Origin of the sequence: uncultured Roseobacter sp. (genome assembly GCF_947495025.1) — a bacterium.
Taxonomy (GTDB): domain Bacteria; phylum Pseudomonadota; class Alphaproteobacteria; order Rhodobacterales; family Rhodobacteraceae; genus Roseobacter.
Genome location: NZ_CANLXG010000003.1, coordinates 551,111 through 574,750, shown reverse-complemented (window position 1 = coordinate 574,750; position 23,640 = coordinate 551,111). Strand labels below are relative to the sequence as shown.

Sequence of the window (23,640 nt, the reverse complement as noted above, 5' to 3'; positions counted from 1 at the left end):
CGGGCCGCATTCAGCACCGATCTTGCGACAATGACCGAAGCAACAAAGCCGCAAACCTGCTTTAGACTTGCTTTTGTGTGGTGTTCCGGTGGACTCCACGACACTGTCAAAGCGGGAGGCAACGCATGTCACAGCAGCAAAACAACACTTCATTCTGTGCAAGCCCGGATCCGGACCCGAATTCGCCTGCTTTTGAAATGCCCGCCGGGGCATGCGACACGCATTTTCACGTTTTTCCCTCAGGGCACGAGCATCGTTATGTGCCGGATCGCAGCTATACACCTCCGCCTTTGGAAATCACGGATTTTGATCGCGTCGTGGGAGCTTTGGGAATTGAACGCGCGGTGGTTGTCCAGCCCAGTGTCTATGCCGAGGACAATACCGCGACACTGGAGGTATCCGGTGCTGATCCCGAGCGGCTTCGGGCGGTTGTCTCCGTCAGACCAGAGGTCACCGACGCCGAACTGGAGGCTTTTCACGCAGCTGGTGCGCGCGGCATTCGGGTGAACGTCGTCGATAGCGGCGGAATGACATTCCCCTCAATCAAGGACGCCCTGAAGTTTACCGAGCGGATTGCTGATATGGGATGGCACATAGAGTTTCTGGCCCATGTCGAAACGTTTGAAGACATTGACGTCGTCCTCGCCTCTTCGCGTGTACCAGTGGTATTTGGGCACCTAGGATATACCACGGCGACGAAGGGCCTGAACGATCCCGGGTACCAGCGTTTTCTGGCAGCGTTTGAAGAGGGGCAGGCATGGGTCAAGCTCACGGGATCCTACCGGATCAGTACGCTGGACCGGTTTCCCTATTCCGATGTTGCCGATATGGCCCGAGCACTGATTTCTGCCAATCCCGACCGCCTGATCTGGGGCTCAGACTGGCCACATGTGCGCCACAGGGGGATAATGCCGAATGATGGCTCACTGCTGGAACAACTCGCCGACTGGGGATGTGATCCAGCACTTCGCAGGAAAATACTCGTCGACAATCCGGCTGACCTGTACGGATTCCCGAGTGTGCCTTTGTGAACAGTCTGCCCGGCTTGAATGGCCGTTTGCGCAACACTGCGGTGGGACATGTGGGGCGTGTTGTTCACCCGGCAAGAACCGCGACCGCGACAATTGCCTGTGAAAGCAATGGCTCCTGACCGCTGTATTGCGGTGCGTTCACCTGATACCGCACCTCAGAGTTACAGAAAGATTTGATTGGACAAAACGTCCACCGGCGGGTGCATTCGAAGCACAGCAATCCGGGAGGGTGCCATGAACCGCATGACTGCAAAAGATTTCGATCAGGAACTGTTGGACCTGTATGACTTCTACGCGCACGGCAAGATCACTAAGCGCGAGTTTCTTGAGAAAGCGGGCAGGTTTGCCGTGGGCGGTGTAACAGCCATGGCGCTGCTGAACATGCTCAGCCCAAACTACGCCATGGCCCAGCAGGTGTCGTTCAATGATCCCGACATACACGCCGACTACATCACGTATCCATCCCCGAATGGAACAGGAGATGTTCGGGGGTATCTTGTGCGGCCCACCAGTTCCGAAGGGCGTTTGCCAGCGGTGTTGGTGATCCATGAAAATCGCGGACTGAACCCATATATCGAAGACGTGGCACGCCGTTTGGCAAAGGCCGGCTTCATGGCGCTTGCGCCGGACGGGTTGACCTCCGTCGGCGGATATCCCGGAAATGATGCGGATGGTCGCGAGTTGCAGCGGACAGTCGACCGGACCGCGCTCATGAATGACTTTTTCGCAGGTTTCGAGCACTTGCTTGCCCGCGACGACAGCACAGGCAAAGTGGGTGCCGTCGGGTTCTGTTACGGCGGTGGCGTCGTGGGTGCTATCTCGGTCGCGTATCCCGAACTGGCCGCCGGCGTTCCGTTTTACGGCCGCCAACCGGCATCAGCGGATGTTCCGAGGATCGAGGCACCACTGTTGGTGCAAATGGGCGAACTGGATGAACGCATCAATGCAGGCTGGCCAGCATTCGAAGCTGCTCTGAAGGCAAACGACAAGACCTATGAGGCCTACATCTACGAAGGGGCCAACCACGGCTTCCACAATGACAGCACGCCCAGATATGATGAAGCGCAGGCCGCACTTGCCTGGGAACGCACGCTGGGATGGTTCAACACCTATTTGACGTAGGTGGGCAATAACGTGGTCGACATGTTGCGATGGATATGGGTCTGGGCGTTTCTCTCGCTGGGCGTGGGCCAGGCAGTCGCACAGGACGTCGAAGTTGAGCTGGTTCTTCTGGCGGACGCCTCCGGTTCGATCAGCCAGGCTGAGATTGCATTTCAAAGAGAAGGTTACGCCAAGGCGATCACTGATCCCCGGGTGCTGTCTGCAATATCCAACTCGGCCTATGGCGCTATTGCGGTCACATACGTGGAATGGGCTGCAAACACTGCTGTCGTCGTCGACTGGATGAAGATTGATGGTCCCAAGAGCGCATCAGAATTTGCCGCTGCGCTCTCGGGTGCGGGACGCAGTGCCTTTGGCCGAAACGCTATCGGCGCTGCCCTCCTTGATGGCAAACGATTGATTGAAAACAATGCTTTTGACGGATGGCGCAAAGTCATCGACTTCTCCGGCGACAGCCCGAACAGCTTCTCTGGCCCGCCAATAGAAGCGGCAAGACAGGAGGTTGTCGCATCAGGGATAACGATCAATGCGTTGCCCATTCTGTGCCGTTTCTGCGATACGCCCGCGCGATATCCGGACCTTGGTGCAATATATAAAGACCTGATAATAGGCGGACGCGGCGCATTTGTCGTGACCGCAGAGAGCCAGGAAGACCTGGCCCAGGCGATCCGGCGCAAGCTTATTCTGGAGATTTCCGGAGGCTTTCCGAACACGGGCCTGGCGCAGACGTGCGTTGATTTGTGCTGACAGTGCGGCCCTCGTTCGAGGCTGGGCGTAGCGTATGTATGGCAGGCAAGTCTGGTGTTTCCATGACTGATCATCCGGTCCGCCATTCCCTCCCGGAACGACAATCCGATGTTGATCACGGCAGTTTGTCACAACACGCTGGAGTGCTGCCAATGGGGGCAGTGAGCAGGTTCTAACGGATGCTGTAATTTGTACGAACCACAGCTAGGCGTTGTCCCGCGCCTCCTTGTCGGATTTCGAGGTCGCAAAAATATGAGACCCGACCAACAGAATGGAGAGCGCAGCACCAGCTGCAATCACAACAGGTGATTTCCAGAGAATGAGGATTGCTGCCACGATGCGGAGCATCACTTCCCATTGCCTGAGAGTTGCCCGGTCAAAACGCGCCAATGCAGAGGCGATCAGATAGAGTGCAGCCAGCAGGCGGCAAAGGAGTATCGAAAGCGCGCCGATATCGGTCTGTTCCGAATACCCTTCCATAAGGATACGCCGCCCGGTCTCGTCCGTGATCGTGACCGCCTCTGGGATCAGCAACAGTTCCGGATACCACGCAAAGACGAAGGGGATCGTGAACATCACGACGCCGACCCGAACAGCCGATAAGGCTGTCCGCATTGGCTCGGTGCGGGTGATCGATGCCGCGGCAAAAGCTGCCACAGCGACCGGGGGTGTGATGGCCGAGGCGACGGCAAAATAAAACACAAACATATTGGCGGTGAAGAAACTGACTCCCAGCTGGGCAAGAAGCGGGCCAAGTAACAAAGCCACGTTTACATAGGCCGGAACCGTCGGCATCCCCATGCCGAGAAGGATCGCGCAGAGCATGGCACAAAGCAGTGCCAGCATCAGGTAAACGCCTCCCGTGATGGGGATCTCGAATCCGAAAAGGCTGAGCGACGTGACCTGGGCCAGCCAGGATGTAACGGCGCGGGTCAACTCGCCCGTCAGGCCGCTTTCATTGAGGAAGGCCGCGATGATCGACACCGCGAACAGGAGCAGGAACAGGCGCGAGATCAGAATGCCGCCCTCTCCGAGCGCGGCCAGAAGCTTGCCTGGTCTGGCGCGGGTTTCGGGGTCTATGAACATCAGCGGCACCAGGAGGGCGACGGCCCACCACCCAGCAGAAACTGCATCCCCGGCAGCATTCACAATCGTCTGCACCACCACCTGTGGCAGAAGTGAAGATATCCAACCCTGACTGATCGTGTCCTTATTGCCCAAAAGCAGGAACAGGATTGTCAGGATCGGCAGAAAGATGATCCAGAGGTTGCGCCAGTCCTGTCGCTGCATGATCAGGTCGTCCGGAATGTCCCGCATCGGTGCTACGTTTTCGCGACGGGCCTGGAACATGACCGCAAGGAAGATCGAAACAAAGAATGCTATTGCGGGTATGAAGGCCGCAGTGATCACCTTGGTGTAGGGTACAGCCGTCAGCGCCACCAGGACGAAGGCCGCAATGCCCATGACCGGCGGCATGATCTGCCCGCCCGAGGACGCTGCTGCCTCAACCCCGCCGGCAAATTGCGGAGAGAACCCGTTGCGCCGCATCATCGGAATAGTAAGCCGACCCGTGGACAGCACGTTTGTCACCGGGCCACCAGTTATGGTGCCAAACATCGCTGATGAGACGATGGCAGCATGCGCGGGACCGCCTCTGAGGTTGCGTGTCACCCGCACTGCCAGCTTGATCAGGGATGTGCCGCCCGCCGACGCGCCAAACAATGCGCCCAGCACCACATAGGGAAAGACCTGATTAATGATGATGTCCATGAAACGGCCCATGAACCCATCCGGCGTTATGAAAACATTCGTCGCCTTTTGAACCGCTGCCGCCATGGCATCGCCGCCATCGGCCCCCAATTTGGTCAGCAGGAAGTTATTGTCGCTCAGGCCGAACACCCAGACCAGCGCGGTGACAACAGTATAAAGCACCACCACGCTTGCCACGATGACCAGCGGCAGGCCCCAGACCCGGATATTGTATAGAAAAAAGAGCAGGATGATCGTGAAGAGCAGGGGCAGGCTCCAGACCCCAAGCCGGGCCTGACAGGCGGGTACCTCCGCCTCAAGGGTCAAGCCGGGAATCAAACCCGCGGACCGGTTGAGGGCGTCTTCGATCAGGCGCGCACGCTCGCCTGTGATCTGGTCGATCAAACAGACCGAGTCGATTTCGATCCAGTACCCCAAAGCCCCGAGAAGCGCCGCCATGACCAGACCGATGTCCAGGGCGGCCCCAAGCCACGCCCGTTTGGGGCGGGTCACGCGCCAGGTGCGATACAGGCTCGCATCCAGTGCGACTATGACCATCATCAGTACGAAGAGCGGCGGAAACAAATACTCGGTTGGAAAGCCCGAGATACGGAAGAACCGAATGCCGGTGACGTCGCGGGCCCAGTTCTGAAGTCCGGGTATCTCCGGCAGGGTGTTTACCATGCCGACCAGGACGAGCAGAAATGCGAGGAGCAGCGCGATGCGCTGCCCCTGTGATCTGGTGGTGGTCGTCTCGTTCATGACCTAACCCTGTTCTGACCAGCCGGAGACCTTAAGGTTTTACGCAATCCGCGATGCTGTGCCCTGCCTCTTCATAGGCGCGGACAGCGCCGGGATGCAGCTTCATTGTCACGGCACCGCACACGCCCTGACTTTTGCCGTCGATGTCGCCGAAGCTGAGGAAAAGGTAAGGGCCACGGGGCGAGCCGGTTTTGAAACGTTCCTGACCAGCAAGGTACGATTTGGTGATCTGATAGGCGAGGTCTTCGTCCATCGTGGCGGGCACGATCTGGGCAAATGCCAGGGCAAAGGTGTCAAACGTGTCATCATCGGTCACGATGGTAATATCGTTTCCGGCATAAGCCGCCCGAAATTCGTCAACCGGGATCGAGTAAGGCGCGTTGCCGGGCGCATTGACGATCTGTTGCCCCAGCTCGCTGTTCAGCAGGTCAGACGGCATATCGTAGATCGTTGTGCCACCCGCGGCAGCAATCGCAATCTGGCGCCCAGAGGGCAGACCTTCGGGAAGCGTCCAGCCATCGACTGCGCCACCGGTGATCGTCGAAACCGTGTCGGGCCAGGGTGTCTGGACGCCTTCATAGCCTTCGCCATCTTTGAGGCCGGACAAAAGCTGGATTGCCGCCCGACCCGTTGTCAAAGCGGCACCGCGAGGCGGGCCGTTGTAGATGCGCTTGCCTTCAATATCTTCGATCCCCTGAATGGAACCGCTGTTGTAATGACCGAACAATTGGGCAGAAGGGGCCGAGAAGAACAGTGCCCGGAGGTTGCCTGCAAGTTCCGCACCCTTTTCGGCACCAACGCCGGAATAGGGGCCAACGCCGCGCGACAGGAGGAAGGGCAGGATCAACGGCGCAGGCGCCATATCGAGCTGACCTTCTGCTACAGCCTGAACTGAGTTCGTCAGCGTGGCCCCTTCGGTGATCTGCATCGTCGCCACACCGTCCGCGTCCAGAATGGCGGCAAGCGTTGTGTCGATGTAATGTGGCGTTGACCCGGGCGAGGTGGTTTCCGCCGTCAGCGTTGTCTGAGCAAAAGCTGCAGCGGGCAACAGTGCCAGCACCGCCCCCGCGATGGATTTCTTGAACATTTTTTCCTCCCTGAACGGTGCGCGTGGTCGCACGGTATTCCCGCTTGTCATGGGTCTCCGGGAAAGATTTGCAAAAATTATGTGACTTGTCACGTAAAAAAAATACTGATCTTATTGTGGGCAGGAGGACACATGACAACAGTTCAGAATGATCGCGTTGATCGCTACAAGGCGCGGTGCCTCTCGCAGGAGCGTAACCTTTTTGGACGTTTGCAGGCGGCGGCGCTGGCCTCCCGCACGCAGGCCAAACGCTTGCTCACGACCGCAGGAAACCTCTCGATTACCGAATGGCGCGTTCTCTGGGATCTGGCCGAGGCCGGTCCTTTGACAGTGACAGAGATGGCTTCGATCCAACGAACCGATCACGCCCTGATCAGCCGCACCATCCCGGCCATGATTGACAAGGGCTATGTCGCAACCAGAACGGGCTCAACGGATCGCAGGACATCTCTGGTCGCGCTGACGGCCGCCGGGCGATCCGTTTTCGAGGACACATCCGTGATTATGTCACAGCGGCGGGCAGCCCTTAAAAACGCTTTCACCGAGGCTGAGCTGGACGTATTTCTCGGTCTGATCGACCGTTTCGAGCATTTTGTAGAAGACCGTAAATCAGCCGCTCCAGCTACGGAGAGAACAGCATGACCGACAGGCCCAACATATTGTGGATCATGGCAGATCAGCTTCGTTTTGACTATCTGAGTTGCTACGGCCATCCTCACCTGCACACGCCCCATATTGACGCGCTGGCTGAGCGCGGCGTGCGTTTCGATCGTGCCTATGTGCAATCGCCGGTGTGTGGCCCGTCGCGCATGTCCGCTTACACAGGGCGCTATGTCCGCAGCCACGGGTCAACCTGGAACGGCATGCCGCTTCGGGTCGGAGAACCCACGCTGGGCGATCACGTGCGCGAAGCCGGTGCCCGTGCTGTGCTCGTCGGAAAAACACATATGATCGCTGACAAAGAAGGTATGGCCTGGCTTGGCATAGATCCCAAAAGTGAAATCGGAGTGCATCGGTCGGAATGTGGCTTCGAGCCATTCGAGCGTGATGATGGCCTTCATCCCGACAGCGCTCGGCAGCAATGGTCTGCCTATGACGACTATCTCGTGGCCCATGGCTATGACAGCGACAACCCATGGGAAGACTTCGCCAATTCCGGCAAAGACCAGAACGGAGAGCTTCTGTCGGCCTGGCTGCTCAAGAATTCCCGCCTTCCCGCCAACATCCCCGAAGAGCATTCGGAAACCGCCTACATGACGGACCGGGCCATGGAATTCATGGAAGAGGCGATGCAGGACGGCCGTCCGTGGATGTGCCACCTCAGCTATATTAAGCCGCACTGGCCCTATATCGTTCCGGCCCCTTATCACGACATGTATGACGAGACGCATATTGTCGACCCCGTCCGGTCAGATGCCGAACGCGAAACCGACCATCCCTTGATGCGCGCCTATCTCGACGCCCGTGTCTGTCGCAGTTTCTCGCGTGATCATGTGCGCGAACACGTCATCCCCGCCTATATGGGCCTGATCAAACAGCTGGACGACAACCTCGGCCGGCTGTTCGCCTGGATGGATGAGAAGGGGCTCAGCGAGAACACAATCATTGCCTTTACTTCCGATCACGGTGACTACATGGGCGATCACTGGATGGGGGACAAAGATTTCTATCACGAGATGGCGGTGAAGGTGCCGCTGATCATCGCTGATCCCCGTCCCGAAGCCGATGCGAACCGTGGGATGGTGTCGGACGCGCTTGTCGAGATGATTGATCTCGCACCGACCTTCATGAATGCGCTTGGCTGTACGCCAAAACCCCACGTGATCGAGGGCCGCGATCTGACGCCACTTTTGCACGGGACCGAAGGGTTTTCCCGCCAGTTCGTCATCAGCGAGCATGATTATCACTGGTCCGAGATGGCAGCATCACTTGGCGTGCGACAGGAAAATGCCCACACGACCATGATCTTTGACGGCCGATGGAAATACATTTGCTGTGAAGGGTTCGCGCCGGTCCTCTTTGATATTGAAAAGGATCCTGACGAACTTGACGACCTCGGACGCTCCGACGCGCCGCAGCATGTCGAGGTGCGTTCGCGAATGGAAGCAGCCTTGCTCAGGTGGGCGACCCGTCACCACACGAGGATTACGGCCACACCTGCTGTTTTGGCACGCCAGAAAACAGCCGCGAAAGATGGAATTCTCATCGGGTTCTGGGATGCTCAGGAATACCAGAGTGCGACAGGGCAAGCCTTCAGTGACCTGAAGCCGTCCGGGAACAGGTGACTGTCCAGGCGCGCGTTTCCCGAAAATGAACACATTGGCCGGGCGGCAGTATCTCTTCGATTAAACCGGTGACACAACTGACCGGGAGCAGACACAAGCGACGATCAGCTCCGCCCACAGCTGCGTTTCGCCCTAAGGACAAAGCAGTATTCCTCGCGGCCGCAACTAGTTTCGCAGGAGTGCGTCGACTTCTGTCCAGAAAAGCTCTGGATGGCTTGCTGCGACCAGGTGGCCACCAACGGGCAGAACCTTCAGGTACACATTTTCATTTCCTGATGTGTACTCTTCCATCAGGTCGGGACTGGTAAACCCGTCGTCCGGACCGTGCAGAAAGAACGTTGGTACGCTGATCTTCGAGATCGCTTCACCGGGGTCAGAATAAACCATACGGAAATCTGACGCTATCCCAGTCATCGAGCTGGCATACATCGCCTGATACCAGTCAAAGGCTTCTCCTGCCCCTAAAACTCCGTTCAGAACTTCCAGATCTGTCGGGCTTTCTCTGAACAGCCGCCGCAGGACAAAACGTGTTGCTGCAGCATTGGAGAAGGTCGTTTTCTGGAACTGCCTTACCAGCGCATCATGTATGCCGGTGCGGTTGGAGAGCTTGCGAATGCCGCTGAAGAAACTGGCAGCATAGGTCCTTTCTTCGGGATTTTCCTGTGCCAGGTTCACCGAAACCGCCACAAGCCGGGAAATCAGGTCTGGGCAGCGCTGGGTCAGGTACATGCCCAGAAAGGACCCGCTCGAATGGCACAGTACGTCAATTGCACCGTTCCAGGTCAGACGAACAAACTCTTCAAGATCTTCGAGGGTCTGCTCTACCAGATTGCCTTCGTCAAAGCTGTTTGTTTTTGTCTGATCCTCCAGATACCCTTGGCGGACGGGGATAACGAGCCTGATACCGATGCGCTCAAGCTGTTCCTGCGCATTCAGCAACAGAAACGGAAACAAGACGCCATGAAGCAGAAGAAGCGGTTTTCCGTTTGCCGGCCCCATTTCCCAGACTCGCTGAAGGCGTCCATTGGGCAATCGCTGCGACAGCAGGCGGATTGAGCCATGAAGATGATCCATTGTGAATGCTTCAATGACCTTGTTTCCCGATGTCTCTGATTCACATAAGTAAATTACGTGGATCATCTGACTGATCATCATCCGCATCAGCTCAGACTGACTTGAGCAATGCAGTTTGTTCATCGCCCGCTTCAGGTGGCTCCGTTTTGTCTCCACCGATACCTCATCGACCTCGGCAGCGTGGGTCGGCCTGAGACCTGAAACAAGTTGGTAAACGCATCGTTTTTCAGCGGGCGTCAGCTTACCTGCACTGTTGAACAGGTCGAAAACTTCGCGGAACAGATTTTCGGTAATCAGAAGTGTTCGAAAGCCCGCTTTCGGTTTCGCGTTCTGCGTCGGGGGGGTGTATGGGATACACCAATGGAACCCACCGTTCAGATCTGACGGGGTCAGCATCCCGGCCTGTAGCCGGTGATTTTCAGCGTAGGTGACAATCTCTTGAACAACCGGCTCGGCTTCTGCTGAAAGAACGGACCGCGTCTCCATGGTTCCGACATCGCTCACACCTGCACGCAGGAATTTCCCATCACTGCGAAAATCACACCAGATTACGGCGCTCGAGATGGGACGGGCGCCGTCCTCATACCGGGCTATAACCTCGCGGCTGGCGGACAGAGCTACATCCGTTGGAACCAGAGAAAAAACATCTCGGACATTTTCTTCAAAAAAGGCATCGTTGGTTTTCATGGCCAGGCCCTGGGCTCTCGCTGCAATTTTGCAGTTCGCTCAGTACGAACTGCGTCCAGTCAGAAATGAAGTTATTGAATGAAAATACACCGCGTCTTCCTGACGGGGCAATCATTCCGGTCAAAGGGCAAGATGACAGATAAGCAATCGTGTCACTGAGACAAAAAAACGTCCCCAGGCTGCAAAAAAAGGCGCCCCGGATCAGCAGGCTGAACCGGTCGCATCCGCGAAAAGGCAATCCAGATCACGAATGCAACACTCCGGGTGACCCTGCAGGACCGGCATGTCACAAATGCGCAACCACCCCCGCATCCCTGGCCCCTTTAGGAACCGGCACGACGTCGGCGAAGCCCGACCATCCCGGCAAGGCCACCCAGCAAGAGCCACCCCGCCGCCGGAAGCGGAACCGCGCTCGGGTCCGGGCCGGGGTCGATGACTCTCGCGCGGCTATTAAGTGCGGCGATGTCATACACACGGGAAAAAATGCCCTCCGGCGCTATGCGCAACCCGGTTGTATATGCTTCGCCATCAGCATAGCCAAAATCAGACAGGTCCCAACCGTTGATCCCCCCTCCGAAACGCGAACCGCCTTCTCCTATGTTAAATGTTCCCAGCCCGACGCCCTGAACAGGAAGAGTCACACCGATTCTTTCCAAACGGAGACGTCCGTTATTGTTGTCCCCGAACGCTATCAAATCGATACCGGGACCGTTGAAAAGTTCGTTGTCGGTGAAGGAAAATGCGAGTGTTGCTTCTGGATTTCCACCGAGATTGAAATTCAGCTGGAACTCAGTTCCCAGGTCACCATCAGCAGCGGCGGAAGGCACACCAGCCCCGCCAACGCCGGTCGAAATTTCAGCTGCATCTGCAAAAGCGTTGTCGTCGAATGTGAACGACCCAATTGTCGTTGCCTGAGCCGCGCTGAAAAACAAGCAGGCGACCGTTGAAAGCAATAGCGTAGTTTTCATTGTCATAACTCCGTAAACCATGAACGGAGTGATCGTTAACGATTGCACACCCTTGCAAAACACCCATTTGGGTGATGCCGCGACGTTTCCGGGTCTGCCGCAGCCACAATGCTGCGTCTGCAGAGACCAACCGGTTCCGGCCATCGGTGCACTGACTGCCTTCGCGATGAAGGCAACGAGGAATCTGAATTCGAGCAACTGCATTTCTGCCCGGTCCGCAGTGCAGTCATTCGCGCAAGCCAGGATGCTGCGCTCTGTACCAGTGACGGCTTTCGGGACGTCGACGGATTAAACCCGCCCGCAATCACATATCCCGAACGGGCCGAATTGCACTGGCAGAAGTTTGCGGCGTCAGACGGTCATTCGATTGCTTCCGCTTGACGCCCGAATGGGTATGAAATAGTAGGTGAACGCACTGAGCGGGCGTTGTGTAGTGGTAAGACCTTAGCCTTCCAAGCTAATGACGCGGGTTCGATTCCCGCCGCCCGCTCCATGTAAAAAGCCGGTAAGGCCAACGCATAATCTCTCCCTTGTTCGCACCCGGAAAACCGCACTGGTCACGCGATGTGAAGCTGCTGCAGTCGTATTGATTTCCGGGGCACAGATATTCAGCACCGGGCCTGCGTTTACTATAGGCCACAATGTGGTGCGGTGAGACGCCGCTGACGGGGCAGGGCGACTTGACGCCCGTGCATGCTGCGGCCACAAAAGGGCACGGTACTGAAGGACAACAAATGGCCCGGCCAAACCCTCCCGCACCCGGCGTGCCGGGGCAGAGCGATGAACGCGAAAAATCCAAACGGCTTGGCGCACTCAGGGCTCTGATGCCGTTTCTGTGGCCGTACCGGCGTCTGATGGCTGCCGCGCTTCTGGCGCTCGTCGTCACGGCGATGCTGTCTCTGACGCTGCCCCTCGCTGTGCGCCGGGTTGTCGACAACTTTGACACCAAGAGCGCGCGTGATCTGGACCTTTATTTCGCTGCAGCGCTGGGCATTGCCGCGCTTCTCGCTGTTGGGACAGGCCTGCGGTATGCACTGGTTACGCGGCTGGGAGAACGGGTCGTCGCAGACATCCGCAAAGCTGTTTTTGACCGGGTGATCGGGATGAGTCCGGCGTTTTATGAAAAGACAATGACCGGCGAGGTTCTGAGCAGGATCACCACGGATACAACCCTGATCCTCTCGGTTATTGGTTCGTCGGTGTCAATTGCGCTGCGAAACCTGCTGATATTCGCCGGCGGACTGGTTCTGATGCTTCTGACATCGGCTAAACTGACCGGCCTGGTTCTGCTGCTTGTTCCGGCGGTGATTGTTCCGATCCTTGTGCTGGGTCGCCGCCTCCGTGTTCTGAGCCGCGAAAACCAGGACTGGATTGCCGCGTCATCCGGGAATGCCTCTGAGGCTCTGGGCGCGGTGCAGACGGTTCAGGCTTTCACGCATGAAGCCGCCAGCCGCACACAGTTTTCGGACATGACCGAGCAATCCTATGATGCGGCGCGGCGGCGTGTATTCACGCGGGCGGTGATGACCGTCATTGTGATCTTTCTGGTTTTTGCGGGCATTGTCGGGGTGCTCTGGATCGGCGCGCGCGATGTCCGGGCAGGGGAGATGACACAGGGCGCTCTGGTGCAGTTTGTGATATACGCAGTCATGGTCGCGGGCGGTGTCGCCGCGCTCTCTGAGATCTGGGGTGAACTGCAGCGTGCCGCCGGGGCGACGGAACGCCTGGTGGAGCTTTTGCAGACCGAAGACAGTGTGAGCGACAGCGCTTCGCCCCAGGTTCTGGCGCAACCGGTTCAGGGACGCATTGCCTTTGAGAATGTCACATTTGCATACCCTTCGCGGCCGGGCATCAACGCACTGGATGGTGTAACCCTTGAGATAGAGCCAGGGGAAACCGTCGCCTTCGTGGGGCCGTCTGGTGCAGGCAAAACCACTGTGATCCAGATGATCCTGCGCTTTTACGATCCCGCGTCCGGGCGCATTACCCTTGATGGCCAGGACCTCGCGGAGCTGCGTCGCGATGACTTCCGGAAGTCAGTTGCGCTTGTCCCGCAGGATCCGGTGATTTTTGCAGCCTCAGCGCGTGAAAATATCCGGTTTGGCCGGCCGGACGCAACGGATGCCGAGATTGATGCCGCAGCGCGGGCAGCGGCAGCACATGATTTTATCTCTGCGCTGCCTGATGGGTACGAAAGCTATCTGGGCGAGCGCGGTGTGATGCTGTCTGGCGGGCAGAAACAACGTATCGCCATTGCCCGGGCGATTCTGAGAGACGCGCCCGTTCTGCTGCTTGATGAGGCCACAAGCGCGCTGGATGCCGAGAGCGAGCGCGCGGTACAGGCTGCTGTTGATCGCCTGAGTGAAGGTCGTACGACGCTGATTGTGGCGCACCGTCTGGCAACCGTGAAAAAGGCGGACCGGATCGTTGTGATGGATCAGGGGTGCGTGGTTGCCACCGGGCCGCACGATCAGCTGGTCGCCGAAGATGGTCTTTACGCGCGCCTCGCGCGGCTTCAGTTCACTGACGGGATCGCGGCCGAATAGGTTCTGCTCTTTTTACGTGACGTCCCGGGGCATGAACGCTGCGTGCAATGGCTTGCAGAAACGGGGCAAAACCCGCATTTTGCCCGTCAGATAACAAAAACGCCTGAATGCGGGTGCTCTGGGAGGAGAGACTGATGAGTTTTGCCGGGATCACGGATCGCGATGCGATTCAGGATGAAATGCCGTGGACAGACCGCGATCTGCCCGTCACGCTTTTCGCTCAGCTGAGCCGTACAGCGGAAAAGTTTCCAAATCACAACGCGGTAAGTTACCAGATTTTCTCTGGTCCCAAAGACAAGGCGGAAACGCTGACGTGGTCTGCGCTGCTGGGCAAGACTGCGCAGGCAGCAAATCTTTTCCGTTCGCTTGGCGTTGGCGAGAATGACGTTGTCGCGTACATCCTGCCCAATGCGAACGAAACGGTGTTTGCGCTGCTGGGGGGCGCGGTTGCCGGGATCGTCAATCCGATCAACCCGCTGCTGGATGCAGAACAGATCGGTTCGATCCTGCGCGAAACCGGTGCAAAGGTTGTCGTCACCCTGAAACCATTCCCGAAAACCGACGTCGCAGACAAGGCGGCGGAGGCCGTAGCGCTGGCACCTGGGGTGGAGACGGTGCTCGAAGTCGACCTGTTGCGTTATCTGACCCCGCCCAAATCGTGGATCGTGCCGCTGATCCGTCCCAAACGCACTGTTCAGAACCAGGCAAAGTATCTTGATTTCATGGGCGAGCTGGCAAAACAGGCCACGACGCTCGGTTTTGAGGATAAACAGGAAGACCGCGTCGCCTGCTATTTCCACACCGGCGGCACGACTGGCATGCCAAAAGTGGCACAGCACCGCTATTCCGGTATGATCTACAACGGATGGCTGGGGTCAAAGCTGTTGTTTTCTGCCGATGATACAATCATCTGCCCGTTGCCGCTGTTTCATGTCTTTGCCTGCCACGTGATCCTGATGGCGGCGGTGACATCGGGGGCGCATGTGGTTTTCCCGACGCCGCAGGGCTATCGCGGTGAAGGCGTCATGGACAATTTCTGGAAGCTCGTTGAGCGCTGGAAGGTCACTTTTATCATTACTGTACCCACGGCCATTTCTGCCAAGATGCAGCGCCCGATCAATGCGGATGTGAGCACGGTCAAGACGGCGTTTTCGGGGTCCGCTCCACTGCCGCTTGAACTGTTCCGGCGCTTTGAAAAGGCGACCGGCGTTACTCTGGTCGAGGGATATGGTCTCACAGAGGCAACCTGTCTGGTATCCTGCAACCCGACGGATGGTGAAAAGAAGGTTGGCAGCATCGGTATTCCGCTGCCCTATTGCGACGTTCGTATTTACAAAGGTACCCCCGATGGTCCCGTCGAGGCTGACACGGATGAGATTGGCGAAATCTGTGTCGCTAATCCGGGCGTTTATGTCGGCAACACCTACACAGAAACCGACAAGAACGTGGACCTCTACTTCGGTGAATATCTGCGTACAGGTGATCTCGGGCGGGTCGATTCTGATGGCTATGTCTGGATCACGGGCAGAGCCAAGGATCTGATTATCCGTGGCGGTCACAACATTGATCCTGCCGAGATTGAGGAAGCACTGCTGCACCACGAGGCTGTGGCATTTGCAGGAGCCATCGGCCAGCCTGATGCGCATTCCGGCGAAGTGCCCTGTGCTTTCGTGGAACTGGTCGAAGGCGCACAGGTCAGCGAAGAGGAATTGCTGAATTTCTGCAAAGAACGCGTACACGAACGGGCTGCGCAGCCCAAACACATGACAATCATGTCCGAGCTGCCCAAAACGGCCGTGGGCAAGATCTTCAAACCAGATCTGCGCAAGAACGCGATCACCCGTGTTTATAACGGGGCGCTGGAAAAAGCGGGTGTGGCAGCGCGGGTCGTTTCTGTGAAGGACGACAAAAAGCGCGGTCTTGTTGCCCAGATCGAGCCCAACGGCGCCAGCGAAGATGCGATTGGCGCTGTCCTTGGCGATTTTGTACGGCCCTGGGAGCTGGCAGGCACAGCCGTCGCCGCCGGCTGATCAGGTCAGAAACGAACCGGCCCGCATGGTATCCGCCACGGGCGCACCGAGGCGGTGCAGGATTGTGGGGGCCAGCTGCAGCTGGTCCAGCACAACGTCGGGTGCGGGCCCTTCGGCGTCGCCAAAGTAATACAGCGCCGCTTCCTGCTGTAATGGTCCACGGCCACCATGGTGGCCGCGGTCGTCCTGACCGTGATCTGCGGTGACGATGATTTCATAGCCTGCCTCGCGCCAGCGACGGATGAAAGGTGCCAGCATTTCATCCATGACGAAACAGGCATGGTCCATCTCCTGGCACTCGTGGAAAAACCTGTGGCCCATGCTGTCCAGCGTACAGGTGTGCAGCATTCCGTAATCCAGTGAGAAACGCTCACAGAGGTTGGTGAGCGTGGCGAACAGATCGACGTCAGAAGGTGTCATCTGATTTTTCAGGTTATAGCCGGTCATCGTATGGAACCGGCCATGACAGATGGTATCGCTGTCAGGCTCATCGTATTCGATATCCCGGACCACATCGAACGGCGCACGGTTGAAGAACTCCGACCAGAAAGAATGCGCCACGGCACCGGTCACACCACCGACGGAACGCACCTGCGAGAATACATCCGGATGAGACAGCCGAAAGACATTCCCATTGCCTGTACAACCGTGTTCGGCGGGCATAACGCCCGTGTGGATAGAGGCATAACAGCTGGCGGAAATTGACGGGATAACCGACCGTATTTTCCACACGCGGGCCTCGCCGGTCTCTACCCAGCCTTCGAGGTTTCCGAACAGGCGGCGCCAGTTGCGCCAGGGAACCCCGTCCAGAATGATCAGCAGCAGTTGGTTGTTCATCGCGCAGGGCCCCCTTTTGACGTGTGTATCTGGCGGCAATGGTCGCAGGCGTGCAAGACGAAAAGCGTCGTTTTGCTGTGTCGCCTGCGACGGTGGAGTTACATACCTTAGCCGCCGGCCTGTCGGACGAGGATGCCGGAACACCAGGGGTGCGGATCAGAACACGGTATCGTGACCCGATGTTATAACAAGAGATTTGCCGCCCGTGATGCACGGGAGGCATTGTTGGCGCAGTCTGAAAGGCCGTGTCATGAGCAAATCACGCAAAAACCGCAAAGCCAGACAAAAGGTGCAGCAACCGGCGCAACCGGTTTCTGACAAGCCGACGCGGCGCGACGTTCTCAGGCTGGTGCGCAATGGCGCAGGGGCGGCGCTGGTGGTCGGTGGTGGCGGATACTTTGCGCTGGGATCATTCCGCGCCTACGCGGCGGAACATGACCTCAGCCGGATCGGGCAGGGCAAACCAGTCGTTGTCCAGGTCCATGACCCACAATGCCCGACATGTACTGCACTTCAGAAACAGGCGCGCAGGGCTTTGAAGAACTTTGGCGAATGCGATCTGGTGTATCTGGTTGCGGATATCAAAACGGACGAGGGCCAGAGATTTGCCGTGGAGCACAACGTGCCTCACGTCACACTTCTGTTCTTTGACGGAGACGGGCAACGTGTACAGACGCTGTCTGGTATGCACAGCAGCGATCAGCTCCTGCCGGTATTCCGATCGCACCAGGCGGTTTCCGGCTGATACATTACCAAAGCGTTAACATGCTGAAATTTCTGTTAATCTTTCGGTTCTGCGCTGCAGCTTTTGCGCGTGCGGCATAAGGCCAGGCAATTTCCCGCATAGATAGAAAATAGCATGACTTCCTTCCCGCGACTCGTACTACCGTAAGTTGGTACCCGGACTGAAGGAGGTGGTGTAATGAAATCGATTCTTGCGGCTTTTGCGGTGGCGCTGACCTGCGGATATGCGTCTGCGGCGACAATCAGTGTCTATACAGACCGGGCACTTTTTGAGGCCGCGCTGACAGGTGAGGTTGAGACCGAGGATTTCTCGGGTCCCGATGCTGATGTTCCCTTTGGAGCCAGTTCAGCAACCGTTGGCAAGCTGACAATCTCTGCTGACAGTAATGGTGCCGGTGTTTACAACCGTATTGATACGCCACCGATCTTCCCGGAAGTTGACGGCAACGGAACGACGGCGCTCAACATTTTCACGTTTGACGGGGCCAATGCGTCGATCGCGTTCGAAGATCCGGTATTTGCATTTGGGGCTGACTTCTACAATTTCAACGATGACTTCCTGCGTACGCAGATCGGTGTTCTTGGTGAACTGATCGATCCGCCCGCGACCGATGACAACACACTGACCTTCTTTGGCTTCTTGTCAGACACGGCCTTCGACCAGGTCGACTTTCTGGCGCTTGCCAATGATGTTTTTGGTGTCGACAACGTGACGACTGCGACAAGCCCGTCTCTTTCCGCAGTACCACTTCCGGCATCTTTCCCGATGCTGATTCTGGGGCTGGGTGGACTGCTCCTGATACAGCGCCGGCGGTTCTGAACTGCCACAAGGGAACGGAAAAGCCCCCGTGCCGCGGCGCGGGGGCTTTTTCTTTTACCCGGTCGCCGGCTCAGTTACCGGCGCTCTCCATCTTGCGGTTTGCGATGACCTCTTCCAGCCAGCCAAGCCGCATTTCCGGCACCGAGCTGAGCAAAAGGTCGGTGTAGTCGTCAAAAGGCGGGCTCAGGACCTGTGATTTGGGTCCGTAGCGGACGACTTCTCCCTGGTACATCACGGCGATACTGTCTGCGATGGCGCGCACCGTTGCCAGATCATGGGTGATAAAGAGATAGGCTACATCCTCGATCTTCTGCAGATCGAGCAGCAGTTTCAGGATACCATCCGCCACCAGCGGGTCCAGTGCTGATGTCACCTCGTCACAGATGATCAGCTTGGGCTTGGCCGCCAGTGCACGCGCGATGCAAACGCGCTGTTTCTGACCACCCGAGAGCTCTGCAGGGTACCGGTCCTGGAACCCGTCTCCCAGTTCGATCTCGTCCAGCAGTTCCTGAATGCGCTTCTGTTTCTCCGCTCCCCTGAGCCCGAAATAGAATTCCAGCGGCCTGCCGATGATGGTGCCAACGGTCTGGCGTGGGTTCATTGCCGTGTCCGCCATCTGGTAGATCATCTGCAGTTCGCGCAGGTCATCAATGGGCCGGGACGGCATATCCGGTGTCAGGGAGCGCCCGTCAAAGGTGATGCTGCCCGCAGAGGGGGGCAGCAGCCCGGTGATCACCCGTGCCAGCGTGGATTTGCCAGAGCCGGATTCGCCCACAACCGCCAGAGTCTGACCCCGGTGCAGCTCCACATTCACATCCTTCAGAACGTCGAAATCGGTGCCTTTGTAGCGGGCGGTGATGCCCTCGACCTTCAGCACCGGATCGGGCGAGGGCTGCTTTTCCTCGTGTTCGATGGAGCGTACGGATACCAGAGCGCGGGTGTACTCCTCGCGCGGCTGGTTGATGATCTGATCAACGGTGCCGTATTCCACCATATCGCCCATCCGCAGCACCATGATGTGGTCGCTGACCTGGGCCACAACCGCAAGGTCGTGGGTGATATAGAGGGCGGCAACACCGGTGTCGCGGATGGCTTCCTTGATGGCGGCCAGCACGTCGATCTGCGTTGTCACATCCAGCGCGGTCGTAGGCTCGTCAAAGACCACCAGATCAGGTTCAGGACAGAGTGCCAGCGCCGTCATGCAGCGCTGAAGCTGCCCGCCTGAAACCTGGTGCGGGTAACGCTGGCCGATGTTATCCGGATCAGGCAGCCCAAGTTTCGCAAAAAGCGTGACGGCGCGTTCTTCGGCCTCGGCTTTTGTGAATTTGTTCTGGAGAATGGCGGCCTCGGTGACCTGCTCCATGATCTTTTTGGCCGGGTTGAACGAAGCAGCAGCAGACTGGGACACATAGGTCACCTCTGCCCCGCGCAGACGACGTATGTCGCGGATGCCTGACTGCAGCACGTCGCGGCCATTGACCTCGACCGAGCCACCGGTGATTTCTACGCCGCCCCGGCCATAGGCCATGGAGGCAAGGCCAATGGTGGATTTACCCGCGCCGGATTCGCCGATGAGCCCCAGCACTTTGCCGGGTTCGAGATCAAAATCCACACCATGCACGATTTCGATATCGCGGGCTTTCTCGCCGGGTGGATAGATCGTTGCGCCGATCTTGAGGCCGCGGACTTTGAGAAGTGGTTCGGTCATCCCCGGCCTCCTTTGAGCGATGTGGTCCGGTTGAGGATCCAGTCTGCCACCAGATTGATCGAGATGCAGAGCACCGCGATGGCATAGGCAGGATAGAGGGCTGCCGAGATGCCGTAGTTGATGCCTTCCTTGTTCTCCTTCACGATACCGCCCCAGTCCGCCTGTGGCGGCTGCACGCCGAGACCCAGGAACGACAGGGTGGAGACAAAGAGCACCGCAAAGATGAACCGCAGCCCCATTTCAGCCACCAGCGGTGACAGAGCATTGGGCAGGATTTCCCGGAAGATGATCCAGGCGGTTTTCTCGCCCCGCAGGCGCGCAGCCTCGACATAGTCCATCACGGTGATATCGACCGCGACCGCGCGCGCCAGACGGTAGACACGGGTGCTGTCCAGCAGACCCATCAGAACGATCAGGATGGTGATGGTCGTCGGCATCACCGAGAGCACCACCAGCGCAAAGATCAGCGAGGGGATCGACATGATAAGATCGACAAAGCGCGAGATGGCCTGGTCAATCCAGCCACCTGAGACAGCCGCGAAAAACCCAAGCACCGAACCTGTGATAAAGCTCAGCGCTGTGGCGGCGGTGGCGATAAAGATGGTGGTCTGCCCGCCATAGATCATGCGGCTGAGCAGATCACGGCCAATGCTGTCGGTGCCGAGCCGGAACTGCTCTGACGGCGGCTCCCAGACATCGCCCACAACTTCGGCCATGCCGTAGGGCGCAATGAAGGGCGCAAAGATCGCCATGGCAAAGAACAGACAGGTGAAGAAAAGGCCCACGAGGGCTGCAATGGGTATTCTCATTTCGGATGCCTCAGCCTTGGATTTGCAAGGATCGACACGATGTCCGCGACGAGGTTCAGACCGATATAGACAGCCGCAAAGATCAGACCGCAGGCCTGCACCACGGGGATGTCCCGTTTGGCCACGTGATCAACGAGGTACTGCCCCATGCCCGGATAGGCAAAGACCACCTCGACCACCACGACACCCACCACAAGGTAGGCGAGGTTGATCATGACCACATTCACGATAGGCGCGATGGCGTTCGGAAAGGCGTGTTTGCGGATGATCCTGAGCATCGGCATGCCTTTGAGCTCGGCCGTTTCGATATAGGCCGACTGCATCACATTAAGGATCGCGGCACGGGTCATGCGCATCATATGTGCAAGCACCACGAGGGTCAGCACCATGACCGGGATGGCAATGGCGTTGAGTTTCTGGCCCAGCGTCATGCTGTCGTTGATAATGGCCACCGAAGAGAACCAGCCGAACTTGATGGAAATCCAGTAGATCAGAACGTAGCCGATCATAAATTCCGGGATCGAGATCGTGGTCAGCGTGACGCCGGAGATCAGTTTGTCGGGCCAGCGGTCCTTGTAGCGGACGGCGAGCAGGCCGAGGAAAATTGCCAGCGGGACAGAGATCAGAGCCGCCCAGAAAGCAAGAAAGAGTGTGTTGGCGAGGCGGGTGCCCAGGCTTTCGGCGATGTCGCGGCCATTGGTCAGCGCGGTGCCGAGATCGCCCTGGAGAATGCCTCCGAGCCAGGAGAAATATCGTGACAGGGCTGGTTCGTTCAGCCCGAGTTCGCGGCGCAGGTTTTCCAGCGCTTCGGGTGTTGCGGACTGGCCGAGGATCTGCTGAGCAACGTCGCCGGGCAGGATAGAGGTGCCGGCAAAGATGAGAACCGAGGCCGCGATGAGCAGCAGGAAGCCCAGCGCTAAGCGCTGGGCAACCAGTTTGAGGATCGGGTGCATCTGCTGGATCCGCGCCTTACGCGTCCGTCAGCCAGCACTTGATCGGGGCCTTGTTGTTCATCAGCGGGCCGTTGGGATCGTCTACCCAGCCGCCGACGTTCTGGGCAATCGCGCCCACAAAGTCGTTGAACATCGGCAGGATCAGGCCGCCTTCGTCACGCAGCATGACGGCCATTCTGGAGTAGATTTCCTTGCGCTTGACCTCGTCGATCTCGGCGCGGGCCTGGAGCAGCATGTCGTCGAATGCCGGTACCTTGAAGCGTGTGTCGTTCCAGTCTGCGGTCGACAGATAGGCTGTCGAATACATCTGGTCCTGCACAGGACGACCGCCCCAGTAGGACGCACAGAAGGGCTGTACGTTCCAAACTTCGGACCAGTAGCCGTCATTGGGTTCACGCTTGATTTCCAGCGGGATACCGGCGGCCTGTGCCGACTGCTGGAAGAGCGCTGCGGCATCCACCGCACCCGGGAAGGCACCGTCTGCGGTGCGCAGAATGATCGGCGAGCCGTCATGGCCGGATTTCTTGTAGTGCTCTGCCGCTTTGGCCGCATCGTAGTCGCGCTGCTCGATGGTGTTGTCAAAGAGCGGGTAGCCTGCGTTGATCGGGAAGTCGTTGCCGATGGAGCCGTAGCCGCGCAGGATTTTGTCGACCATTTCCTGACGGTTGATCGCGTATTTCAGCGCCAGACGCAGTTCGTTGCTGTCAAAGGGCGCTGTGTCCACATGCATGATAAAGACATAGTGGCCGCGACCGGCTGTGGATTTCACGCTGAGGCTGGGCGCGCGGTCCAGCAGGCTGGCCACTTTGGGATCAACGCGGTTGATCATATGCACCTGGCCCGACTGCAGGGCGGCTGTCCGCGCTGTGGCGTCGTTCAGCACCAGCTGTTCGGAGAATTCGGCAAAGCCGCGGTTGTCCGCATCCCAGTAGTCATCGCGACGTTTAAAGCCGTGGCGCACGCCGGGTTCATCAAATTCGATGGTGTAGGGGCCTGTGCCGATGCCTGCTGCCGGATCGTCCATGCCGCCGCCGGGCTGGATCATCAGGTGATAGTCGGCCATCAGATAGGGCAGGTCGGCGTTGCCGGTGCTGAGATCAACGATGAAGTTGTCGCCATCGACCTTCATGCTTTCGATACCGCGCATAATACCCAGAGCGCCCGACTGGCTGTCCTCGTTGGAGTGGCGCTGCATGGTCAGCATGACGTCTTCGGGTGTCATGTCCTTGCCGTTGGAGAAGGGGATGCCCTTGCGGATCTTAAAGACCCACTGCTTGGCATCAGACGAGCCTTCGACGCTCTCGGCCATCCGCATTTCCAGGTTGCCGTCGGCGCCGACGTCCACCAGCGTTTCACCCCAGTGGCGCAGGTTGTAGAGCGGTACCTCGGAGGCGGTCAGTGCCGGATCCTGAGTGTTCGTGCTTTCGCCGCCGGATGCGCCGAGCTTGATCGTACCGCCGCGGACGGGGCCTGCGGCTTTGGCCGCTGTGGCCAGCATCGAGTTGGCAACGGCCGCCGTCACGCCGAGTGCCGCAGCGCGGCCGACGAATTCGCGGCGTGTCATCAGGCCTTTGGTCACACGTTCACTGAGGTGTTTGAGTTGATCGTTCATTGGTTTCTCCCGGTTGGAACAGCGTTTGAGACGCATTTTTTCTTGGTTTTCGGTTATGGCAACAGGCTT

18 protein-coding genes and 1 tRNA gene are annotated in these 23,640 nt (G+C 58.1%); 10 read left to right on the top strand and 9 right to left on the bottom strand.

Annotated features, from left to right (window positions below):
• The first annotated feature begins 125 nt into the window (after window positions 1-125).
• The 3 genes from Q0792_RS16995 to Q0792_RS16985 all read left to right on the top strand — a co-directional run bounded on the left by Q0792_RS16995 (window position 126) and on the right by Q0792_RS16985 (window position 2,900).
• On the top strand, window positions 126-1,031 hold the full coding sequence (locus Q0792_RS16995; protein ID WP_298843542.1) for an amidohydrolase: 906 nt from the start codon (window positions 126-128) through the stop codon (window positions 1,029-1,031).
• A gap of 234 nt (window positions 1,032-1,265) precedes the next feature.
• Window positions 1,266-2,153 carry a YghX family hydrolase gene (gene yghX, locus Q0792_RS16990; protein WP_298843539.1) on the top strand — a complete coding sequence of 296 codons (888 nt, stop codon included), beginning with the start codon at window positions 1,266-1,268 and terminating at the stop codon, window positions 2,151-2,153.
• 21 nt (window positions 2,154-2,174) lie between these two features.
• On the top strand, window positions 2,175-2,900 hold the full coding sequence (locus Q0792_RS16985) for a DUF1194 domain-containing protein (RefSeq protein ID WP_298843534.1): 726 nt from the start codon (window positions 2,175-2,177) through the stop codon (window positions 2,898-2,900).
• A 204-nt stretch (window positions 2,901-3,104) separates the two neighbouring features.
• Here the strand turns inward: Q0792_RS16985 and Q0792_RS16980 are convergent, their stop codons facing one another.
• Both Q0792_RS16980 and Q0792_RS16975 read right to left on the bottom strand, forming a co-directional pair.
• Window positions 3,105-5,411, bottom strand: coding sequence for a TRAP transporter fused permease subunit (locus tag Q0792_RS16980; protein WP_298843533.1), 2,307 nt, complete (start codon window positions 5,409-5,411; stop codon window positions 3,105-3,107).
• A gap of 31 nt (window positions 5,412-5,442) precedes the next feature.
• Window positions 5,443-6,498 (bottom strand): TAXI family TRAP transporter solute-binding subunit, encoded by a 1,056-nt coding sequence (locus Q0792_RS16975; protein WP_298843532.1) that lies wholly within the window; start codon window positions 6,496-6,498, stop codon window positions 5,443-5,445.
• Window positions 6,499-6,630: 132 nt separating this feature from the next.
• On the opposite strand from Q0792_RS16975, the gene Q0792_RS16970 reads away from it, so the two are divergent.
• Window positions 6,631-7,140: a MarR family transcriptional regulator gene (locus tag Q0792_RS16970; protein ID WP_298843530.1), complete on the top strand. Its 510-nt coding sequence runs from the start codon at window positions 6,631-6,633 to the stop codon at window positions 7,138-7,140.
• Window positions 7,137-8,783 carry a sulfatase-like hydrolase/transferase gene (locus Q0792_RS16965; RefSeq protein WP_298843524.1) on the top strand — a complete coding sequence of 549 codons (1,647 nt, stop codon included), beginning with the start codon at window positions 7,137-7,139 and terminating at the stop codon, window positions 8,781-8,783. Before Q0792_RS16970 ends, Q0792_RS16965 begins: the two co-directional genes overlap by 4 nt.
• A 165-nt stretch (window positions 8,784-8,948) precedes the next feature.
• Here Q0792_RS16965 and Q0792_RS16960 read toward each other — a convergent pair whose 3' ends face one another.
• Together Q0792_RS16960 and Q0792_RS16955 are read right to left on the bottom strand one after the other, a co-directional pair.
• Entirely contained in the window at window positions 8,949-10,544 is a 1,596-nt protein-coding gene (locus Q0792_RS16960; RefSeq protein WP_298843520.1) for an alpha/beta fold hydrolase, read from the bottom strand.
• Window positions 10,545-10,867: 323 nt separating this feature from the next.
• A complete protein-coding gene (locus tag Q0792_RS16955) occupies window positions 10,868-11,716 on the bottom strand; it encodes a VPLPA-CTERM sorting domain-containing protein (protein WP_298843518.1) in 849 nt (282 codons plus the stop codon).
• Between the two features lie 215 nt (window positions 11,717-11,931).
• Here Q0792_RS16955 and Q0792_RS16950 point away from each other — a divergent pair.
• The 3 genes from Q0792_RS16950 to Q0792_RS16940 all read left to right on the top strand — a co-directional run bounded on the left by Q0792_RS16950 (window position 11,932) and on the right by Q0792_RS16940 (window position 16,088).
• Window positions 11,932-12,005 (top strand) — tRNA-Gly (locus Q0792_RS16950).
• A 241-nt stretch (window positions 12,006-12,246) separates the two neighbouring features.
• Entirely contained in the window at window positions 12,247-14,058 is a 1,812-nt protein-coding gene (locus Q0792_RS16945) for an ABC transporter transmembrane domain-containing protein (protein WP_298843515.1), read from the top strand.
• Window positions 14,059-14,192: 134 nt separating this feature from the next.
• Window positions 14,193-16,088, top strand: a complete 1,896-nt coding sequence (locus Q0792_RS16940; protein WP_298843512.1) for an acyl-CoA synthetase — start codon at window positions 14,193-14,195, stop codon at window positions 16,086-16,088.
• Here Q0792_RS16940 and Q0792_RS16935 read toward each other — a convergent pair whose 3' ends face one another.
• Complete coding sequence (locus Q0792_RS16935; protein ID WP_298843509.1) at window positions 16,089-16,925, bottom strand: alkaline phosphatase family protein; 837 nt, start codon at window positions 16,923-16,925, stop codon at window positions 16,089-16,091.
• 250 nt (window positions 16,926-17,175) lie between these two features.
• Here Q0792_RS16935 and Q0792_RS16930 point away from each other — a divergent pair, with 250 nt between their 5' ends.
• Both Q0792_RS16930 and Q0792_RS16925 read left to right on the top strand, forming a co-directional pair.
• A complete protein-coding gene (locus tag Q0792_RS16930) occupies window positions 17,176-17,670 on the top strand; it encodes a thioredoxin family protein (protein WP_298843506.1) in 495 nt (164 codons plus the stop codon).
• Between the two features lie 177 nt (window positions 17,671-17,847).
• A complete protein-coding gene (locus Q0792_RS16925; protein ID WP_298843504.1) occupies window positions 17,848-18,489 on the top strand; it encodes a VPLPA-CTERM sorting domain-containing protein in 642 nt (213 codons plus the stop codon).
• Window positions 18,490-18,559: 70 nt separating this feature from the next.
• Here Q0792_RS16925 and Q0792_RS16920 read toward each other — a convergent pair whose 3' ends face one another.
• From Q0792_RS16920 to Q0792_RS16905, 4 genes are read right to left on the bottom strand one after another with little or no spacing between them, the layout of a single operon-like run.
• Window positions 18,560-20,197 (bottom strand): ABC transporter ATP-binding protein, encoded by a 1,638-nt coding sequence (locus tag Q0792_RS16920; protein WP_298843502.1) that lies wholly within the window; start codon window positions 20,195-20,197, stop codon window positions 18,560-18,562.
• Window positions 20,194-21,006 carry an ABC transporter permease gene (locus Q0792_RS16915; protein WP_298843500.1) on the bottom strand — a complete coding sequence of 271 codons (813 nt, stop codon included), beginning with the start codon at window positions 21,004-21,006 and terminating at the stop codon, window positions 20,194-20,196. The genes Q0792_RS16920 and Q0792_RS16915 overlap by 4 nt, the downstream gene beginning before the upstream one ends.
• A complete protein-coding gene (locus tag Q0792_RS16910; protein ID WP_298843496.1) occupies window positions 21,003-21,959 on the bottom strand; it encodes an ABC transporter permease in 957 nt (318 codons plus the stop codon). The genes Q0792_RS16915 and Q0792_RS16910 overlap by 4 nt, the downstream gene beginning before the upstream one ends.
• A 16-nt stretch (window positions 21,960-21,975) precedes the next feature.
• On the bottom strand, window positions 21,976-23,571 hold the full coding sequence (locus Q0792_RS16905; protein ID WP_298843494.1) for an ABC transporter substrate-binding protein: 1,596 nt from the start codon (window positions 23,569-23,571) through the stop codon (window positions 21,976-21,978).
• Window positions 23,572-23,640 lie beyond the last annotated feature (69 nt).